Here is a 17,191-nt window from a genome sequence, read left to right as displayed (position 1 = left end):
GGCCGGAATCAGCCCCTCCCGTCAAGCCGGGGCGACGAATCCGGACTCGTAGGCGGTGATGACCGCCTGGGTCCGGTCGCGTGCGCCCAGCTTCGCCAAGATCGCACTGACGTGGGACTTCACGGTCTCCGTCCCGACGATCAACTCCGCCGCGATCTCCACATTGGTCAACCCGCGGGCCATCAACCGGAGCACCGCCTCCTCTCGCTCGGTCAGCGCGGCCCGTTCGAAGACGGCCCGCGCCTTGGAATTGCCGTACTCCGCCGCCAGGGCTCGCACGGCGGCCGGGAAGAGCAACGTCTCGCCCTCCGCGACGAGTCGGACCGCGTGCACGATCTCCGAGGGTCGGGCCCGCTTGAGCAGGAAGCCGTCAGCTCCGGCCCGCAGAGCCTGGTAGACGTACTCGTCGTTCTCGAACGTCGTCACCACGAGGATCTTCGGTGGTGAGTCCACGGACCGGAGAACCGCCCGCGTCGCCTCGATCCCGTCCAGCAGCGGCATTCGTACGTCCATGGCCACCACGTCCGGTCGCAGCTGTCGGACGAGCGGGATCACGGAGGCCCCGTCGGCCGCCTCGCCCACCACAGTGATGTCGGGCTGTGCTTCCAAGACGGCGCGCAGACCCGCGCGCACCAGGGGTTCGTCATCGACGAGCAGTACGGTAACCGGCATTCGAGCAGCGTATTCGGTCCAGCGGGAGGCGGGCGATCACTCTCCAACCGCCCCTGTACGGACTGGTTTCGGCTTCCCTGCCGAGGAGCGCGGCCCTCTCCCGCATCCCGCGCGGCCTCCCGGTGCGAAGGTAGGCCGTTCCGACAGCGGGTTCGTCACCTCCGGATCCAGCGGGGCGGTGGTCACCTCGTCCCGCGCTCCGTCGGGCACGGGACCGCGATGCCGCAGCGCATTCCCCGGCGCCTCCCGGAGGATCCGGTAGCCCTCCCGGGTGACGGGACCGGGCACCTTCTCCATTGACCCCGTCAGCCGGGCGTCCACCGCCACACCCGAAACGCGGGCCGACTCCGGCAAGCGGTCCGCCTCCGCCAACGTCGGCCGCTGAGAGGCCGGCTGGACGGACTCGCGCAACACCAGGAGCACCCGCTCCAGATCCTCCAGCGCGGCCCGGCCCGTCTCCTCGATGGCGTGGAGGGCCCGATCGGTGAAGTCCGGGTCGGCGGCTGCCCGTGCCGCCCCCGCCTGCGTGACCGCCACGGTCAGGGCGTGACCGATGGAGTCGTGCAGTTCCCTCGCGATGCGGGTCCGTTCCCACGATTGCCCGGTCCGGGTCTCCAGCGCGGAGAGGCGCTCGGCCGCCGACGGCCCCGACAACCGTCGGGCGATCGAGGTGATCATCTCCCCGAGCAGCACCACCACGACGATGAGTACGACCAACGGCACCGGAGCGAGCAGCGCGGCCACCCCATGCGTCGGGATGAACGGCACGGTCGGATTCGCGGACAACTGCTGCCCGAGCGCGGGCGCGATCAACTCGAACGTCATCAACGCAAGCACGGCGGTCGCGAACATGGCGGCGCCGGTGACCACGAGACGCATCTCCAGCCACCACAGGGTCCGCCACCGGTCACCCCACCGCGCCGACGGCGCGGTACCCATGACGCTGCCGGGGGAGCCGCGCTCATGCGGGGTCAGCAGGAACTGCGCCCGTAGTTCCCCGGCCGGCCTCACCCATGGCATAAACCCGAACGGCATGGCGATCAACAACAGCACCCACGGCCAACTGGGGTTGGCGAACATCCAGACGGCGAGCAGAATCAGCGGTGCGCTGAGCAACGTGTACATGGCTCCATCGTGGCAGCGCGAAGGTCAACTCCGTCTCCCCCGTGTAGGGGAGACGCCACCCTCGCCTGGGGGAGGGAACGCTGTGGGGCCGACGGTGAATCTTGAGGCATGAACCGTGAACCGAACCGCAACGAGATCCGCGAATTGGCCAAGGACTACGGCATCACACGAGCCGTGGACCACCTCACCTTCGATGTTCTGACCGGCGATGTCCTGCCCGGCCGGGTCACCGGTTTCCTGGTCCCGAGCGGAGCCGGGAAGTCGACGGACCGTGCGCCTGCTGCTCGGGCTCGCCCGACCCACGGCCGGCACCGCCACCATCGGCGGGATCCGGTTCGCCCACCTGAGAGACCCGCTGCGCCGGGTCGGCGCTCTACTGGATCCGCAGGCAGCCACGGGGGATGCACCGCCCGGAATCACCTCCTCGCGCTCGCCGTCAGCAACGGCATCGCGGCAGCGCAGGTGAACACGGTGTTGGAGCGGGCCGGGCTCGCCGTGGTGGCCCGGCAGCCGGTCAAGACCTTCTCCCCGTGCATACGCCGGCGGCTGGGAATGGCCCCCGCGCTACTGGGTGATTCGGGGGTCGTCCTGCTCGCCGAGCCGACCAACGCCCTCGACCGAGAAGGCATCCTCCGGATCCGCGAGCTGATGCGCTCTCTCGCCGCCGACGGCCGCGCTGCCCTGGTCTCCAGCCACCTCATGGCCGAGACCGCCTCGTTCGTCGACCACCTGGTCGCCGCCGGGCAGGGCGCATTGTTGGCCGACCTGTCGATGAAGGGCTTCATCGACTCCCGCAGCACCCCCAGGGCAAGACTGCGGACTTCCGACCCCGATCGGCTGCGAGCAGCGCCGGCTCGTAGGGGGTTCGAGCCGGCCAACGCCGCGGACAGGTGCTGGGCGGTCGACGGCATACATACCGAGCAGATCGGGAGCCTCGCCGCCCGCGAGGGATACTCCTGCCCGAACTCGCCGCTGAGCGGGCCCCCTTGGGACAGGCCTGTCTGGAGCTCACGGCCGCCCGCGCCCAGTTCCGGGCGACCCCCGTCTGAGGCTCGCCCGCCCCCAAAACCATCCTTGATGGAGAGCGGAACGCATGTCATGACCGCCGTTGCTTTGCCCAGCATCTCCGTCTTGCACTCGGAATGGATCAAGATACGTTCCTCCCGCATGGCCTTTGGCTCGCTGACCGCGGTCTTCCTCGTCACCACCGGCATCACGGCGCTCATCGCCGCCGCGATCGGAACGGCCGAAGCGGGGGCCATGGGCGACGACCGGCTGCTCGGTGCCTTCCACGAAGTCAACTTCGGTCAGATGGCCGCCATTGCCCTCGGGACCACAGTCTTCGCCAGGGAGTTACGCAACGGCGCCCCGAGGGTCTCGCTCACGGCCGTGCCCCACCGGACCCGCCTGTATCTCTCCAAGGTGGCCATGATCGCCAGACTCGGCTTCATCAGCGGCCAGATCACCGGCGCCGTCACCTTCGTCGCCGGACAGGCCTTCATGGTGAAGTACGGCTGGGGGCTGGGTGACACGGGCGTGCTGAGGGCCGTGTTTCGGGAGCGGGGTCCACCTGACGCTCATGGGGCTCCTCGCGGCCGGACTGACCGCGCTGGTGCGCGGTGGCACGCTCGTGATGAGACTGCTCGTACCCTTCATGCCGATCCTGCCTTTCGTGGTCGGTCAGGTGGCGGGAAGGGCGGGGCAGTTCGTGTCGGACCGTGCCGGTCAGATGGTCATGCGGGCGACGACGGACGGCTCATTCGGTCCCTGGACCGGCTTGGGGGTGGCCACGCTCTGGTCGCTGCCGGTCCTGATCGGAGGCCGGCTCGCGGTGAGCCGTCGGGCAGCATGACGTCAGGCCAGTTGTCAGTGCCCCCCGTGATACTGACGGCATGACCACGGCAGAGCATCTGGATACGATCGACCGGCTCCGGGGACAGCCCTTTCCCACCGAGCCGGTCCGGTTCGACAGGCACGGCAGTGGCCCGGGCCATCATCTGGTCCAACTCGCGCAGACCCGGGACTTCTGTGAGGACGACGGATCGGCTCGGATCGAGGCGGGCGACCAGATCAGCGCCGAGTACGGAGCCCTGGTGCAGGTCTTGACCGGCCGCTGGGGGACACCGCAGGTGTTCACTCTGGACGGGACGATGCAGCGGGGTCTCGACGGGGAGTCGATACCGGAGCCGTGGGACAAGCTCGCCAACGACGCCGATCACGTTCACCTCTGGCGGGCGGGCGACCGGTGGCTCGTGGTCTACGCGGCGCGCAGAGCGACCGAGGACCCCTTCAGGTTGATGGCCGCGGTCACTGTGGTCGACCCGCCGTAGGGGTGACCCGAGACCGGGATACGGGAGACCGGGATACGGGAGACCGGGATACCCGAGAGCTGGTTGTCGGGGCGGGCATTGCCGGGGGAGCGGGGCACGAGAACTCCCCGGCTGCTCCACCGTGCCGGAACGGCTCCACCGTTGCTGCCATACGCGGATCGACCCGGATCGGACGCGGGTCGACTCGGCCCCGGCCTGGAATCGGACCCGACCCCGGCCCGGTCCCGACCCCGACCCCCGGCCCGGCGAGGCTCGGTCAGGGTGTCTCGGTGGCGGCGCGGAGTCGGGCGTACTCCTGGGCCATGGACTCGGCGGTCCAGTGAGCGTTGAGGCCGCTGGGGTTGGGCAGGGCCCAGATGCGGGTGTCGCCGATGGTCCGGTCCTGGGGGCCGATCCGGGCCTTCCTCTCGCCGAAGGCGGTGCGGTAGGCGGTCACACCGACGACGGCCAGCCACTGCGGCCGCAGGAGCTCCACCTTGGCCGTCAGGATCCGACCGCCCTCACGGAATTCCTCGGCGTCCAGCTCGTCGGCGCGGGCCGTGGCCCGGGCCACCACGTTCGTGATGCCGAGCCGGTAGGTCAGCAGCTCCTCCTGCTCGGCGGGGGCCAGCCGGCGCGGGGTGAAACCCGAGAGGTGCAGGACCGGCCAGAATCGGTTGCCGGGGCGGGCGAAGTGGTGGCCCGTGGCGGCGGAGAGGAGACCGGGATTGATCCCGCAGAACAGCACACGCAGACCGCCCGCGATCACGTCCGGGAGGACGCGGTCGCGGGCGGCGGCCAGCTCGTCGGGGGTCAGAGGATCGACCCCGGCGCGTACCCGGCGGCCTCCGGGTGCTGCTTGGAGATGGCCTCGACGCGGGAGACCACCGTCGCGACCTGGTCGCCGGCCGCACCCGTGAAGGACAGCTTGTCGGCCATCAGGGCGTCGAGCTGAGCGCGGTCCAGCGGCATCCGCTCGTCGGCGGCCAGCTTGTCCAGCAGTTCGTTGCGCTCGGCGCCCTGCTCGCGCATGGCGAGCGCGGAGGCGACCGCGTGCTCCTTGATGACCTCGTGTGCGGCCTCGCGGCCCACTCCGGCCCGCACCGCGCCCATGAGCACCTTGGTGGTGGCGAGGAAGGGCAGGTAGCGGTCGAGTTCACGGGCGACGACCGCCGGGAAGGCGCCGAACTCGTCGAGGACGGTCAGGAAGGTCTCCAGCAGACCGTCGAACGCGAAGAACGCGTCCGGCAGGGCCACGCGGCGTACGACGGAGCAGGAGACGTCGCCCTCGTTCCACTGGTCGCCGGCCAGCTCGCCCGTCATCGAGGCGTAGCCGCGCAGGATGACCATCAGGCCGTTCACGCGCTCGCAGGAGCGGGTGTTCATCTTGTGCGGCATCGCGGAGGAGCCGACCTGACCGGGCTTGAAGCCCTCGGTCACCAGCTCGTGGCCGGCCATCAGCCGGATGGTCTTGGCGATCGAGGACGGGGCGGCGGCCAACTGCACCAGGGCCGTGACCACGTCGTAGTCGAGCGAGCGCGGGTAGACCTGGCCGACGGAGGTGAAGGCCTGGGCGAAGCCGAGGTGGGCGGCGATGCGCTGCTCCAGGTCGGCGAGCTTCGCGGTGTCGCCGCCGAGCAGGTCGAGCATGTCCTGGGAGGTGCCGACCGGGCCCTTGATCCCGCGGAGCGGGTAGCGCTCCAGGAGGTTCTCCAGGCGGTCGTACGCGACCAGCAGCTCGTCGGCCGCGGTGGCGAAGCGCTTGCCCAGGGTGGTGGCCTGTGCGGCGACGTTGTGGGAGCGGCCGGCCATGACCAGCTCGGCGTGTTCCGCGGCCAGCTTGGCGAGGCGGGCGAGGACGGCGACCGTGCGGTCACGGGACAGTTCCAGCGAGAGCCGGATCTGGAGCTGCTCGACGTTCTCGGTGAGGTCGCGGGAGGTCATGCCCTTGTGGACGTGCTCGTGACCGGCGAGGGCGTTGAACTCCTCGATGCGGGCCTTCACGTCGTGGCGGGTGACCTTCTCGCGCTCGGCGATGGAGGCGAGGTCGACCGTCTCCAGAACGCGCTCGTAGTCGGCGAGGGCGGCGTCCGGAACCTCGATACCGAGATCCTTCTGGGCGCGCAGCACGGCGAGCCACAGCCGCCGCTCCAGCGTCACCTTGTACTCGGGGGACCACAGGACGGCGAGCTCCGCGGAGGCGTAGCGGCCGGCCAGGACATTGGGGATGCGGGGCTTGGCTGTCACGTGGAGTGATTCTACTTGGGCCGCCGCTGTGCGTTCACGCAGGTAGGGGGGCCACCTCGGATTGTGCCTTGCTACGAGAGCCGATCCGTCGCCGAGGGCGTGTACGGCAGCAGCTCTCCGCGCTTCGCGGCCCGCCCGTCGCCCGACGAGCGGCCGGTCAGTCGGCGCCCGATCCAGGGCAGCAGGTGCTGCCGGGCGAACCGGAGGTCCTCGGTCCTGCGAGCCGGCCAGCTCGGCGCGGTCGAGGGCGCGAGGTCGGCCCGCCACTCGTCCTCGGCCGGCAGCCCCAGGCTCTGCCACACGGCCTCCGCCACCCGGCGGTGTCCCTCGGCCGTCAGGTGCAGCCGGTCGACGTCCCACATGCGCGGGTCCGCGAGCACGGGCGCCCCGTACAGGTCCACCAGCAGCGCGTCGTGCCGCGTGGCCAGCCCGTCGAGGATGGTGAAGAGCTCCTCCATGCGGGGGCGGAAGCGGTCCATCACCGGACCGTTGCGCCCCGGCGAACGCATCAGGACCAGCGTCTTGCAGGAGGGGGCCAGCAGTTCCACGGCCTGCTCCAGGTGTGCCCGTACCCGGCCCATGTCGACCTTGGGTCGCAGCGCGTCGTTCAGACCGCCCACGAGCGTCACCACGTCGGCGCCCATCGCCGCCGCCACCGGCGCCTGTTCCTCGGCGATCTGGCTGATCAGCTTCCCGCGGACCGCGAGGTTCGCGTAGCGGAAGTCCGGCTCGCGGGTCGCGAGGCGTGCGGCGAGCAGATCGGCCCAGCCGCGGTAGGAGCCGTCCGGGAGCAGGTCGGACATGCCCTCGGTGAAGGAGTCACCGATCGCGACGAAACTGGTGTAAGACGCATTCATCTCCATGGCGGGAGCGATGATACCGCGCGGTATGCCGGCCCCGCACGGTCGGGGACCGTACGGGGCCGGCATACCGGGACACGGGAATCAGACGCCGGTCACGTGGACGCCGGCCTGCCGAACAGCTCGCGCAGCACGTCCTCCATCGTGACCAGGCCCGTCATGACGCCGTCCTGGCCCAGCACCGCCGCCAGGTGGGTACGGCTGCGCCGCATGGCGGTCAGCACGTCGTCCAGCGGGGTCTCCGCCCGCACCTGGGCGATCGGGCGCAGCTCGGACAGCGGGAAGGGTTCGTCCCGCTCGGCCACGTCCAGCGCGTCCTTGACGTGCAGGTAGCCGAGGATCCGATGCTCCGCGTCGATCACGGGGAAGCGGGAGTAGCCGGACTCGGCGGACAACCGTTCCAGTCCCGCCGCGGAGATTCCCTCGCGCGCCGGGACCACCCGGTCCGAGGGCAGCACCACATCGGTGACCGGGCGACGGCCCAGTTCCAGGGCGTCGTGCAGTCGCTCGCTCGCGCGGCCGTCGATCAGTCCGGCATCGCTGGAGTCCTTGACCATCCGGGCCAGCTCGTCGTCCGAGAAGGTCGCCGCGACCTCGTCCTTCACGTCCACCCGCAGCAGGCGCAGCAGGGTGTTCGCGAAGGCGTTGATCGCGAAGATCACCGGTCGGAGGGCCTTCGTGAGGGTCACCAGCGGCGGCCCCAGCAGCATCGCGGTGCGCACCGGCTCGGAGAGCGCCACGTTCTTCGGCAGCATCTCGCCGAACAGCATGTGCAGGTACGTCGCCAGGGACAGCGCCACCACGAACGAGATCGCGTGGGTCAGTCCGGCCGGTACCCCGACCAGGTCGAACAGCGGCGTCAGCAGGTGGGCGATGGCGGGCTCGGCCACCACGCCCAGCACCAGAGTGCACAGGGTGATGCCCAGTTGCGCCGCCGCCATCAGTGCCGACAGGTGTTCCAGGGCCCACACGACGGCGCGGGCGCGCCGGTCGCCCTGCTCGGCGTACGGCTCGATCTGGCTGCGCCGGACCGAGATCAGCGCGAACTCCGCGCCGACGAAGAAGGCGTTCACGACCAGCGTCGCCAGGCCGATCAACAACTGGATGGCGGTCATCGGGTCTCCTCCGCGCCGTCGTCGTCGGCGGAGTCGACCGGCGTGTGCAGGAGCACCCGCGCGGCCCGACGTCCGCTCGCGTCCACCACGTCCAGCCGCCAGCCGTCCAGTTCCATGCTGTCGCCGACGGCGGGGATCCGGCCCAACTCGGTGGCCACGAGACCGGCGAGCGTCTCGTACGGGCCGTCCGGCACCCGCAGTCCGATCCGCCGGAGCTGGTCGGTGCGGGCGGCGCCGTCGGCCGAGTACAGGGCCCGTCCCGAGGCGTCCGTGCCGGCCGGCGCCAGGTCCGGGGTCTCGTGCGGGTCGTGCTCGTCGCGGACCTCACCCACGACCTCCTCGACGATGTCCTCCAGCGTCGCCACACCGGCCGTGCCGCCGTACTCGTCGATGACCACGGCCATCGTCTGACGGCCCGACAGCCGGTCCAGCAACCGGTCCACGGTCAGGGACTCGGGGACCAGCAGCGGCTCGCGCAGCAGGCGCTCGACGGGGTACCGGTGTCGGTCCTCGGCGGGCAGCGCCAGTACGTCCTTGATGTGCACCGTGCCGACGACGGTGTCGAGGCTGCCCCGGTAGACGGGGAAGCGCGACAGGCCGGTGGCCAGGGTGGCGTTCGCCACGTCCTCGGCGGTGGTCTGCACGTCGAGGGCGGTGACCTGGACGCGCGGGGTCATGACGTTCTCCGCGGTCAGGTCGGCCAGGTTCAGGGTCCGCACGAACAGCTCGGCGGTGTCCTTCTCCAGCGAGCCGGCCTTCGCGGAGTGCCGGGCCAGGGCCACCAGTTCCTGAGGGCTGCGTGCCGAGGCCAGTTCCTCGGCCGGCTCCAGGCCGAACCGGCGTACGAGGTGGTTCGCGGTGGTGTTCAGATGGCTGATCAGCGGCTTGAAGGTACGACTGAAGACCCGCTGCACGGTGGCCACGCGCTTGGCGATGGCGAGCGGCGAGGAGATGGCCCAGTTCTTCGGCACCAGTTCGCCGACGACCATCAATACGACGGTCGACAGGACGGTGCCCATGATCAGGGCGGCGGAGGAGGCTGTCGCGGCCGACAGGCCCAGGGCCTCGAAGGGCCCCTGGAGCAGGGCCGAGATCGAGGGCTTGGAGAGCATGCCGATGACCAGACCGGTCACGGTGATGCCGAGTTGGGCTCCGGAGAGCTGGAAGGTCAGGCTCCGGACGGCCGTCAGGGCGCTGTCGGCCCCGCGTTCGCCGCGTTCGACGGCACGTTCGAGCTCGCTGCGCTCGACGGTCGTCAACGAGAACTCGGCCGCGACGAAGACTCCACAGGCCAGGCAGAGCAGCAGCGCCACGACGAGCAGGAGCACTTCGGTCATCGGTCGGTCACCTCCGTTCCATGATCAGTCAGGAGGGGGAGGAGTGGCGCGCGATGTCGGATACCGGAGGGCTCGCCCATGGACGGACGCTCACACCTTTCTTTCAGGTCGTTCGAACGGAACGCTTGACCACATGGTAAAGGAAAGGCAAAGGGAGGGGATCGTGCTTCTGGTGCCCGGTCCTCGGGTGATGGGATCCGGAGCATGGACGATCTTCACATCGGACCCGCCTCCCCGCCAGACCTCGTCGAGGTACTGGCCTTCTGGAAGACGGCCGCCGAAGGGACAAGCATCTCCGACGACCTCGCCGGAATCGAGCTGCTCCACGCCCGTGACCCGCACGCCCTCCTCCTCGCCCGCCGCGACGGCGGGCTCGTCGGCACGGTCGTCGCCGGCTTCGACGGGTGGCGCTGCCACCTGTACCGCCTCGCCGTCCACCCCGGACACCGCAGGCAGGGAATCGGCGCGGCGTTGCTCGCCGCCGCGGAGGAGCGGTTCGCCGCCCTGGGCGGGCGGCGCGCGGACGCGATGGTGCTCGATCGCAACGAGCGGGCGCACGGGGCGTGGGACGCGGCCGGATACCACCCCGAGGACCACTGGACCCGCTGGGTCAAGCCGCTCGACGACTGATCCACGAAACGGTCGGCGACCGCGACGGGACCCGACGAGGCCGCCCCGCCCCCCGGCGCCAATGCGACGACAGGGCCTATTCCTCCACGCGACGGGCCGAGCCGATGACGCAGTACGAGGTGGGGAGCGCCGGGCCGCGTTCCGGCAGCCGGAACGCGCGGTGCGAGACGATTCGGAAACCGGCCGCCTCGATCGCGGCGAGCGGGTCACGGGCCGTGTGGCAGCCGCCGAAGAGCCGGGGCCATACGGTCCGGTCCAGCGTCCGTTGGACGGCGGCCATGCCGGGGCCGGGCGCCAGACCGTGTTCGAAGAAGCGCAACTCGGCGCCGGGGCGAAGCACCCGGTGCAGTTCCGCGAGGGCGCGGGGGAGACTGCGTACGGTGCACAACACCAAGGAGGCCACGGCCACGTCGAAGGCCTCGCTCTTGACCGGCAGCGCCTCGGCGACGCCGGGAACGAGGTCCACCGGGACCTCGGCGCGCAGCGCGGCCGCCGCCGCGAGTCGACGCAGGGAGCGCTCCGGTTCGACGGCGACCACCTCGGAGACGGCCCGGGGGTAGTGCGCGAAGTTGAGGCCGTTGCCGGCGCCGATCTCGATGACACGGCCGGACACACCGTGCAGCAGTTCCTCGCGGAGCGGGCCGATGCCGCCGCGGGTCTCGGCGGCGGTGCTGAGGCGGGCGTAGAAACGGGCGAAGTGCGGGTGGTGGACCGGGTCGGCGGATCGGCGGGGCATGGCGGGCCTCCAAGCGGGGGTGGCGGCTGGTGCGGGTGCCCTGCCGGGCTGTTCCCCGCCTCGAAGGGCCGCGAAACCGCCCGGGCGCACAGTCGTCCGGGGGACCGTGGCCGAACGCCCGCCGGTGCCCGGCCCCGCACCTTCCCGAGTCACGCCCCCACGCGCCCACGTCGCGACGGAAGCCGCCGGTCCATCCGCCTCGGGCTCCCGCGCGAGCGGCGCCTGCCGACGGTCAGGGCTGCCAGGTCCGCAGGAACTCCGGTTCCGACCAGGTGCCGTGGAGCATCGGCCCCAGCCACGTGGGGGCCGCCTTACGGAACTCGACCGGGGCCAACGCGCCCGAGCCCTCCGGGACGGCGCCCATCAGGGGGACGCCCGCGGACCTCGGCAGGTCGGCGAGGTTGCACCGCGAGGCCAGGTCCGGTTCGGCGGGCCAACTGCCGACCACCACCCCCCACGGGGTCAACGACCGGGCCCGCAGGGCCTCGGCGGTGAGCGTGGTGGCGTTCAGCGTGCCGAGCCCCGCCGGGGCGACGATCAGCACGGGGGCGTCGAGCAGGCGGGCCGCGTCGGCCAGGGTGTTGCCCTCCTCGTCGAAGCGGACCAGCAGCCCACCCGCCCCCTCGACCAGGACCAGGTCGTGGGAGAGGTCGAGCCGGTGCGCGGCCTCGGCGACGGCTCGGGGCGAGACCGGGGTCAGTCCCGAGCGCCGGGCCGCCGTGTCGGGCGCCAGGGGCTCGGGATAGCGGGCCAGTTCCTCGGCGGTCACGGACGGGCCGGCCAGCCGGGAGACTTCCGCCGCGTCGCCCGGTTCGTCCGGGCCGACGCCGGTCTGGGCCGGCTTGAGCACCGCCACCGTCAGGCCGGCGGCCGTCGCGGCCGTCGCCAAGGCGGCGGTCGTCACCGTCTTGCCGATTTCCGTACCGGTGCCGGAGATCATCAGGATCGTCATGTGGGTCAGCCCTCCCGCGCCGCTGCGCACACCGCACGGCAGATGCGCGCCACGTCGGCGTCACCCGTCACGAACGGAGGCATCGTGTAGATCAGATCGCGGAACGGGCGCAGCCAGACGCCTTCCCGGACGGCCGCCCGGGTGGCCGCGGCCATGTCCACGGGGTGGTCGAGCTGGATCACGCCGATCGCGCCGAGGACCCGGACATCCCGTACGCCGGGAAGGGCCCTGGCCGGTTCCAGGCCCGCCACGAGCCCGGCTTCGATGCGCTTGATCTCCCGTTGCCAGTCCTGGCTCAGCAGCAGGTCGATCGAGGCGTTCGCCACCGCCGTCGCCAGCGGGTTGCCCATGAACGTCGGTCCGTGGGCCAGTACGGGCACCTCGCCGCGGGAGATCCCGTCGGCCACCCGCTCGGTGCAGAGCGTCGCGGAGAGGGTGACGTATCCGCCGGTCAGGGCCTTGCCCAGGCACATCACGTCCGGGGTGACCCCCGCGTGTTCCGCCGCGAACAGCGCGCCCGTGCGGCCGAAGCCGGTGGCGATCTCGTCCAGGACGAGGAGGACGTCGTACTCGTCGCACAGGTCCCGGAGCACGGCGAGGTAGCCCGGGTTGTGGAACCGCATGCCGCCCGCGCCCTGGACCACGGGCTCCACGATCACGGCCGCCAGTTCGTCGGCGTGCGCCGCGATCAGGGAGCGCAGGTGTGCCACGTACGAGGGGTCCAGCGGCACGTCGAACCCGGCCGGAGGGGCGTCCGCGAACAGTTGTCGGGGCAGCTGCCCCGACCACAGTTCGTGCATGCCGCCCTCGGGGTCGCAGACGGCCATCGGCTGCCAGGTGTCCCCGTGATAGCCGCCCCGCCAGGTGAACAGGCGGGTCTTGCCGGCCCGGCCGACGGAGCGCCAGTACTGGAGGCACATCTTCACGGCGACCTCGACGGCGACCGAACCCGAGTCGGCCAGGAACACGTGCTCCAGGCCGGCCGGGGTGATCTCGACGAGCCTCGTCGCGAGACGGACGGCGGGCTCGTGGGTGAGCCCGCCGAACATGACGTGCGACATCCGACCCAACTGGGTGGTCACGGCCTCGTTCAGCACCGGGTGGTTGTAGCCGTGGACGGCCGACCACCAGGAGGACATGCCGTCGACCAGCTCCTCGTGCCCCTCGGAGGGGGTTGCGAGCCGCAGCCGGACACCCGACGCGGAGGCGACGACCAGCGGATCCTGCTTGCCGGGCATCGGGCCGTACGGGTGCCAGACGTGCTGCCGGTCCAACGCGACCAGGTCGGCGGTCGGCAGCGCGTCCGGCGGGTCTTGCCGGGCGGTCAGCGGGAGGTGCTGATCAGGCATTGGGGGCGATGTCCGTCCCCGCGCCACGTCGACGCACCGACACCAGGTCCGAGCGCACCTCACCGGGCTCGACCCGGGCGCGGGCCGCGGCCGGCTCGGCGTGTCCCGAGCAGCCGCCGCACGCCGAACCGCAACCCGCCGCCTCGGCGGAGCCTTCGGCGCCGGACGGGCCGCAGAGCGAGGCGCCGCCGCCGTGCGAACCACAGCCTCCTGCGGCGGGCACGGCCGCCGCGGCGTCGGCGCGGTGCGTGGGCAGGGTCGTCGTACCGGCGCCCTCCACCTCGAAACCGGCGTCCGCGATCATGTCCAGGTCGGCCTGACCGGCCTGGCCCTCGCTGGTCAGGTAGTCGCCGAGGAAGATCGAGTTGACCAGGTGCAGGGCCAGCGGCTGCATGGAGCGCAGGTGCACCTCGCGCCCGCCCGCGAGCCGGACCTCGACGTCGGGGCAGACGAACCGCACCATCGCCAGGATCCGCAGGCAGCGCTGCGGGGTGAGGTTCCACTCCTTGGCCAGCGGCGTGCCTTCGAAGGGGATCAGGAAGTTGACCGGCACCGAGTCCGGGTCCAGCGCGCGCAGCGAGTAGACGACGTCGACGAGGTCCTCGTCGCTCTCGCCCATGCCCGCGATCAGGCCGGAGCAGGCGGACAGGCCGGCGGCGTGCGCCTTCTGCACCGTGTCGACGCGGTCCGCGTACGTGTGGGTCTTGGTGATCTGACCGTACGTGGCCTCGGAGGTGTTGAGGTTGTGGTTGTAGGCATCCGCACCCGCGTCCTTCAGACGCTCCGCCTGCCCGTCCGAGAGCAGGCCCAGGCAGGCACAGACCTCGATGCCCTCGTTCTGCTCCTTGATCGCCTCGATCGTCTTGCCGACCCGGTCGACGTCACGGTCCGTCGGACCGCGCCCGCTCGCCACGAGACAGACCCGCTTGGCCCCGCCCGCGACGCCGGCCGCGGCGGCCTGGGAGGCCTCCTCGGGTTTCAGCCACGTGTACTTGAGGATCTCCGCCTTCGAACCCAGGCGCTGGGAGCAGTACGAGCAGTCCTCCGGGCAGAGGCCCGACTTCAGGTTGACCAGGTAGTTCAGCTTCACGCGACGGCCGAACCACTGGCGGCGTACCTTGCCGGCCGCGGTCACCACGTCGAGCAGTTCGTCGTCCGAGGTCGCCAGTACGGCGAGCGCCTCTTCGCGGGTCGGCAGCTCGCGCCGCAGCCCCTTGTCCACCAGGGTGTTCAGCAGGTCCATGACGCTGATCCTGGCCCACACCGGTACTCCCGGCCAAGGAGAGATCGGACAACATGGCCAGATCGGAGTGTGTGGATCGCCACATCTGCCCCGCGAGTGGCGGCGGCTAGGGTCGAGCAGATCTGTCGACAGCCGACAAAACGCGAGGACCGCCGATGACCGAGCACACCCCGGAGCCCGAGGACGTCTTCTCCTGGATCGACGGCGAGGAGCGGGCACGTGAGCAGGCAGGACTGGTACGGACACTGCGCCCGAGGCCGTCCGACTCGCCGCTCATGGACCTCGCGGGCAACGACTACCTGGGTCTCTCCCGGCATCCCGAGACGATCCGCGGCGCCCGGGAGGCGGCCGAGCGGTGGGGCGGGGGAGCCACTGGATCACGCCTGGTGACGGGTACGACCGAGCTTCATGCCCGGCTCGAGGAGGAACTCGCGGCCTTCTGCGGGTTCGAGGCCGCGCTGGTCCTCTCCTCCGGGTACGCGGCCAACCTGGCGGCGGTCACCGCCCTCGGCGACCGGGACACGCTCGTCGTCTCCGACGCGGGGAACCACGCCTCGATCGTCGACGGTTGCCGCCTCTCGCGGGCCCGGATCGCGGTCACCCCGCACGGCGACGCGGACATCGCGCGCAAGACGCTCGCCGGGCACCAGGGCCGTGCCCTGCTGGTCAGCGACTCGGTCTTCTCCGTGGACGGGGACGCCGCCCCGCTCCTCGCGTACGCGGCGGCCTGCCGCGACGAGGGCGCGGCGCTGGTCGTGGACGACGCCCACGGGCTCGGCGTCCTGGGCGACGGCGGCCGGGGCGCGTTGCACGCCGTCGGGTTGGCGGGCGCGCCCGGCGTGGTCGCGACGATGACCCTGTCGAAGTCCCTCGGCAGCCAGGGCGGGGTCGTGCTCGGCCCGGCGAAGGTGATCCGACACCTGATCAACACGGCCCGGACCTTCATCTTCGACACCGGGTTGGCTCCGGCCGCGGCGGGCGCGGCGCTCGCGAGCCTGCGGCTGCTCCAGCGGGAACCGGAGCGCGCGGACCGGGTGCGGGAGGTGGCCACCGCGCTGTACGGGCGGCTCACCGCGTCCGGCCTGGCCGCGGCCAGGCCGGACGCGGCCGTGGTGTCGGTGCGGGCCCCGTCGGCCTCGGCGGCACTGCGTTGGGCAGCCGACTGCCGTGAGGCGGGCCTGTCCGTGGGGTGCTTCCGGCCGCCGTCCGTACCGGACGGCATCTCCCGGCTGCGGCTGACCGCCCGGGCGAATCTCACGGGGGAGGAGATCGACCGGGCCGTCGGGGTGATCCTTCGTACCGCTCCCGCCGGAGCCGTGGGCCTGTAGCGCGGGAGCCATCCGTACGGGCGTCAGACGTGCGCGTCCGCCCGTACGGATGCGAGGAAGCCCTGCCAGGCCGGCCCGGTGAAGAGCACGGCCGGGCCGTCCGTCCGTTTGGAGTCACGGACGGCCAGCAGGCCGCCGCCGAGGACGGCCGCTTCCACGCAGTTGTTCATTCCGGTGCTGCGGCTGCTCCGCCGCCACCGCGCGCTGATCAGAAGTCCGCTGGTGGATAAGGGGGTTGCGGACACGGGGGTGCCTCCTTACGCGTCGTCAGCGATGGAGCTGATGAGATCCGACGAGTCCTGGGGCGGGAGGGCGTGCGCCTGGATGGTGCGGAACGCGGCGCTGTACGCGTCGAGGTCTTCCTTCCGCTCCAGATAGAGGCTACTCGTCAAATGGTCGAGGACCACCACATCGAGATCGGCGATGCTCGGAAATGAGAAGATGACGAACGGTCCGGTGAGGCCGAGATGACCCCCCACGCTGAACGGCAGTACCTGGAGCCGCACTTGGGGCAACAGAGCCACCTCCATCAGATGCCGCAACTGCTCCTCCATCACCCCCGGCCCCCCGATCTGGCGCCGCAGCACCGCCTCGTCCAGTACGGCACTCAGCTGGAGCGGCGGATCGGCCCGCAACACCGATTGCCGGGCCAGCCGTACGTCGACGAGCGCGTCCACCTTCGGCTCGGGCAGCCCGCCCAGGGCCGCCCTGGTCACGGCGCGCGCGTACCCGGGCGTCTGCAACAGACCCGGAACCACGGAGAGTTCCACCGTCCGGGCGGCACGGGCGCCGGCCTCCAGGCTGATGAAGTCCCGGTACTCCTGCGGCAGCAGCCCCCGATAGTCGTGCCACCACTGCCGGCCCCGCGCGGCGTCCCCCGCTCCCGAGCCCGCCGCCGAGGCCCCGAGGGCCTCCAACAGGGCCCGCTGCTGCGTGCTGACCACATCGCCGTAGGCGTCGAGCAACAGCCGGATGTCAGCCGGCTTCGCGCCACTGCGACCCGTCTCGATGCGGCTGATTTTCGACTGATGCCATCCCACCATCCGGGCCGCCTCACCGCTGGTGAGTCCGGACCGGTCACGGAGCGCACGCAGTTCCTCGCCGAGCTTGCGTCGGCGCACCGCGGGACCGTGCTGCATACCCGCTCTCCTTCCACCGGCACAGCTCGCACCAGTCTGCCGTCCGAATACGCTCTTCCGTAGCAGAGTTCACCGCATTGAGCGACAGATATATGCATATCTTGGGAGATCGGCAGAAACGGCGGCACGATGGGTGGCACTCTTGCGCT

Annotated in this window: 17 protein-coding genes; 4 read left to right on the top strand and 13 right to left on the bottom strand. The window is 71.3% G+C overall.

Annotation, left to right across the window (positions count from 1 at the left end):
- Positions 1-21: 21 nt before the first annotated feature.
- Positions 22-672 carry a response regulator gene (locus ACQEVM_RS22680; protein WP_433081865.1) on the bottom strand — a complete coding sequence of 217 codons (651 nt, stop codon included), beginning with the start codon at positions 670-672 and terminating at the stop codon, positions 22-24.
- Positions 673-708: 36 nt separating this feature from the next.
- Positions 709-1,797: a sensor histidine kinase gene (locus ACQEVM_RS22675; protein ID WP_433081863.1), complete on the bottom strand. Its 1,089-nt coding sequence runs from the start codon at positions 1,795-1,797 to the stop codon at positions 709-711.
- Positions 1,798-1,905: 108 nt separating this feature from the next.
- On the opposite strand from ACQEVM_RS22675, the gene ACQEVM_RS22670 reads away from it, so the two are divergent.
- Positions 1,906-3,693, top strand: a complete 1,788-nt coding sequence (locus ACQEVM_RS22670; RefSeq protein WP_433081861.1) for an ATP-binding cassette domain-containing protein — start codon at positions 1,906-1,908, stop codon at positions 3,691-3,693.
- Positions 3,690-4,127: a hypothetical protein gene (locus tag ACQEVM_RS22665; RefSeq protein ID WP_433081859.1), complete on the top strand. Its 438-nt coding sequence runs from the start codon at positions 3,690-3,692 to the stop codon at positions 4,125-4,127. Before ACQEVM_RS22670 ends, ACQEVM_RS22665 begins: the two co-directional genes overlap by 4 nt.
- A gap of 256 nt (positions 4,128-4,383) precedes the next feature.
- Here ACQEVM_RS22665 and mug read toward each other — a convergent pair whose 3' ends face one another.
- From mug to ACQEVM_RS22640, 5 genes are all read right to left on the bottom strand, one after another.
- Positions 4,384-4,923 (bottom strand): G/U mismatch-specific DNA glycosylase, encoded by a 540-nt coding sequence (gene mug / locus ACQEVM_RS22660; protein WP_433085318.1) that lies wholly within the window; start codon positions 4,921-4,923, stop codon positions 4,384-4,386.
- Positions 4,920-6,353, bottom strand: a complete 1,434-nt coding sequence (purB, locus tag ACQEVM_RS22655) for an adenylosuccinate lyase (RefSeq protein WP_266972549.1) — start codon at positions 6,351-6,353, stop codon at positions 4,920-4,922. The genes mug and purB overlap by 4 nt, the downstream gene beginning before the upstream one ends.
- Before the next feature lie 71 nt (positions 6,354-6,424).
- On the bottom strand, positions 6,425-7,216 hold the full coding sequence (locus ACQEVM_RS22650; protein WP_433081857.1) for an SGNH/GDSL hydrolase family protein: 792 nt from the start codon (positions 7,214-7,216) through the stop codon (positions 6,425-6,427).
- 92 nt (positions 7,217-7,308) lie between these two features.
- On the bottom strand, positions 7,309-8,328 hold the full coding sequence (locus ACQEVM_RS22645; RefSeq protein WP_433081855.1) for a hemolysin family protein: 1,020 nt from the start codon (positions 8,326-8,328) through the stop codon (positions 7,309-7,311).
- Positions 8,325-9,665 carry a hemolysin family protein gene (locus ACQEVM_RS22640; protein WP_433081853.1) on the bottom strand — a complete coding sequence of 447 codons (1,341 nt, stop codon included), beginning with the start codon at positions 9,663-9,665 and terminating at the stop codon, positions 8,325-8,327. The genes ACQEVM_RS22645 and ACQEVM_RS22640 overlap by 4 nt, the downstream gene beginning before the upstream one ends.
- A gap of 204 nt (positions 9,666-9,869) precedes the next feature.
- On the opposite strand from ACQEVM_RS22640, the gene ACQEVM_RS22635 reads away from it, so the two are divergent.
- The gene (locus ACQEVM_RS22635) at positions 9,870-10,295 is read left to right on the top strand and encodes a GNAT family N-acetyltransferase (protein WP_433081851.1); all 426 of its coding nucleotides are present in this window, start codon (positions 9,870-9,872) and stop codon (positions 10,293-10,295) included.
- A 76-nt stretch (positions 10,296-10,371) separates the two neighbouring features.
- Here the strand turns inward: ACQEVM_RS22635 and ACQEVM_RS22630 are convergent, their stop codons facing one another.
- The 4 genes from ACQEVM_RS22630 to bioB all read right to left on the bottom strand — a co-directional run bounded on the left by ACQEVM_RS22630 (position 10,372) and on the right by bioB (position 14,575).
- A complete protein-coding gene (locus tag ACQEVM_RS22630; RefSeq protein WP_433081849.1) occupies positions 10,372-11,031 on the bottom strand; it encodes a class I SAM-dependent methyltransferase in 660 nt (219 codons plus the stop codon).
- Positions 11,032-11,263: 232 nt separating this feature from the next.
- Positions 11,264-11,983 (bottom strand): dethiobiotin synthase, encoded by a 720-nt coding sequence (bioD, locus tag ACQEVM_RS22625; RefSeq protein ID WP_433081847.1) that lies wholly within the window; start codon positions 11,981-11,983, stop codon positions 11,264-11,266.
- A gap of 5 nt (positions 11,984-11,988) precedes the next feature.
- Positions 11,989-13,221 (bottom strand): adenosylmethionine--8-amino-7-oxononanoate transaminase, encoded by a 1,233-nt coding sequence (locus ACQEVM_RS22620; protein ID WP_433085316.1) that lies wholly within the window; start codon positions 13,219-13,221, stop codon positions 11,989-11,991.
- 103 nt (positions 13,222-13,324) lie between these two features.
- On the bottom strand, positions 13,325-14,575 hold the full coding sequence (gene bioB / locus ACQEVM_RS22615; protein ID WP_433081845.1) for a biotin synthase BioB: 1,251 nt from the start codon (positions 14,573-14,575) through the stop codon (positions 13,325-13,327).
- A gap of 155 nt (positions 14,576-14,730) precedes the next feature.
- Between bioB and ACQEVM_RS22610 the strand changes: the two genes are divergently transcribed.
- Positions 14,731-15,903, top strand: a complete 1,173-nt coding sequence (locus ACQEVM_RS22610; protein WP_433081843.1) for an 8-amino-7-oxononanoate synthase — start codon at positions 14,731-14,733, stop codon at positions 15,901-15,903.
- A gap of 23 nt (positions 15,904-15,926) precedes the next feature.
- On the opposite strand, the gene ACQEVM_RS22605 is transcribed toward ACQEVM_RS22610, so the two are convergent.
- Entirely contained in the window at positions 15,927-16,148 is a 222-nt protein-coding gene (locus ACQEVM_RS22605; RefSeq protein WP_053683286.1) for a DUF397 domain-containing protein, read from the bottom strand.
- A gap of 12 nt (positions 16,149-16,160) precedes the next feature.
- Positions 16,161-17,042, bottom strand: coding sequence for a helix-turn-helix domain-containing protein (locus tag ACQEVM_RS22600; RefSeq protein ID WP_433081841.1), 882 nt, complete (start codon positions 17,040-17,042; stop codon positions 16,161-16,163).
- Positions 17,043-17,191: the final 149 nt, after the last annotated feature.

It is taken from the genome of Streptomyces sp. CA-243310 (assembly GCF_050936775.1).
GTDB lineage: Bacteria > Actinomycetota > Actinomycetes > Streptomycetales > Streptomycetaceae > Streptomyces.
Note: the sequence above shows the minus strand (reverse complement) of the source record. Positions and strands in the feature narration are given on the sequence as shown.

Bases quoted from the DNA above. Each gene is read 5' to 3' on its own strand.
- ACQEVM_RS22680 (WP_433081865.1), bottom strand. From the start codon at position 672: ATGCCGGTTACCGTACTGCTCGTCGATGACGAACCCCTGGTGCGCGCG.
- ACQEVM_RS22675 (WP_433081863.1), bottom strand. From the start codon at position 1,797: ATGTACACGTTGCTCAGCGCACCGCTGATTCTGCTCGCCGTCTGGATG.
- ACQEVM_RS22670 (WP_433081861.1), top strand. From the start codon at position 1,906: ATGAACCGTGAACCGAACCGCAACGAGATCCGCGAATTGGCCAAGGAC.
- ACQEVM_RS22665 (WP_433081859.1), top strand. From the start codon at position 3,690: ATGACCACGGCAGAGCATCTGGATACGATCGACCGGCTCCGGGGACAG.
- ACQEVM_RS22650 (WP_433081857.1), bottom strand. From the start codon at position 7,216: ATGGAGATGAATGCGTCTTACACCAGTTTCGTCGCGATCGGTGACTCC.
- ACQEVM_RS22645 (WP_433081855.1), bottom strand. From the start codon at position 8,328: ATGACCGCCATCCAGTTGTTGATCGGCCTGGCGACGCTGGTCGTGAAC.
- ACQEVM_RS22640 (WP_433081853.1), bottom strand. From the start codon at position 9,665: ATGACCGAAGTGCTCCTGCTCGTCGTGGCGCTGCTGCTCTGCCTGGCC.
- ACQEVM_RS22635 (WP_433081851.1), top strand. From the start codon at position 9,870: ATGGACGATCTTCACATCGGACCCGCCTCCCCGCCAGACCTCGTCGAG.
- ACQEVM_RS22630 (WP_433081849.1), bottom strand. From the start codon at position 11,031: ATGCCCCGCCGATCCGCCGACCCGGTCCACCACCCGCACTTCGCCCGT.
- bioD (WP_433081847.1), bottom strand. From the start codon at position 11,983: ATGACGATCCTGATGATCTCCGGCACCGGTACGGAAATCGGCAAGACG.
- ACQEVM_RS22620 (WP_433085316.1), bottom strand. From the start codon at position 13,221: ATGCCCGGCAAGCAGGATCCGCTGGTCGTCGCCTCCGCGTCGGGTGTC.
- bioB (WP_433081845.1), bottom strand. From the start codon at position 14,575: ATGGACCTGCTGAACACCCTGGTGGACAAGGGGCTGCGGCGCGAGCTG.
- ACQEVM_RS22610 (WP_433081843.1), top strand. From the start codon at position 14,731: ATGACCGAGCACACCCCGGAGCCCGAGGACGTCTTCTCCTGGATCGAC.
- ACQEVM_RS22600 (WP_433081841.1), bottom strand. From the start codon at position 17,042: ATGCAGCACGGTCCCGCGGTGCGCCGACGCAAGCTCGGCGAGGAACTG.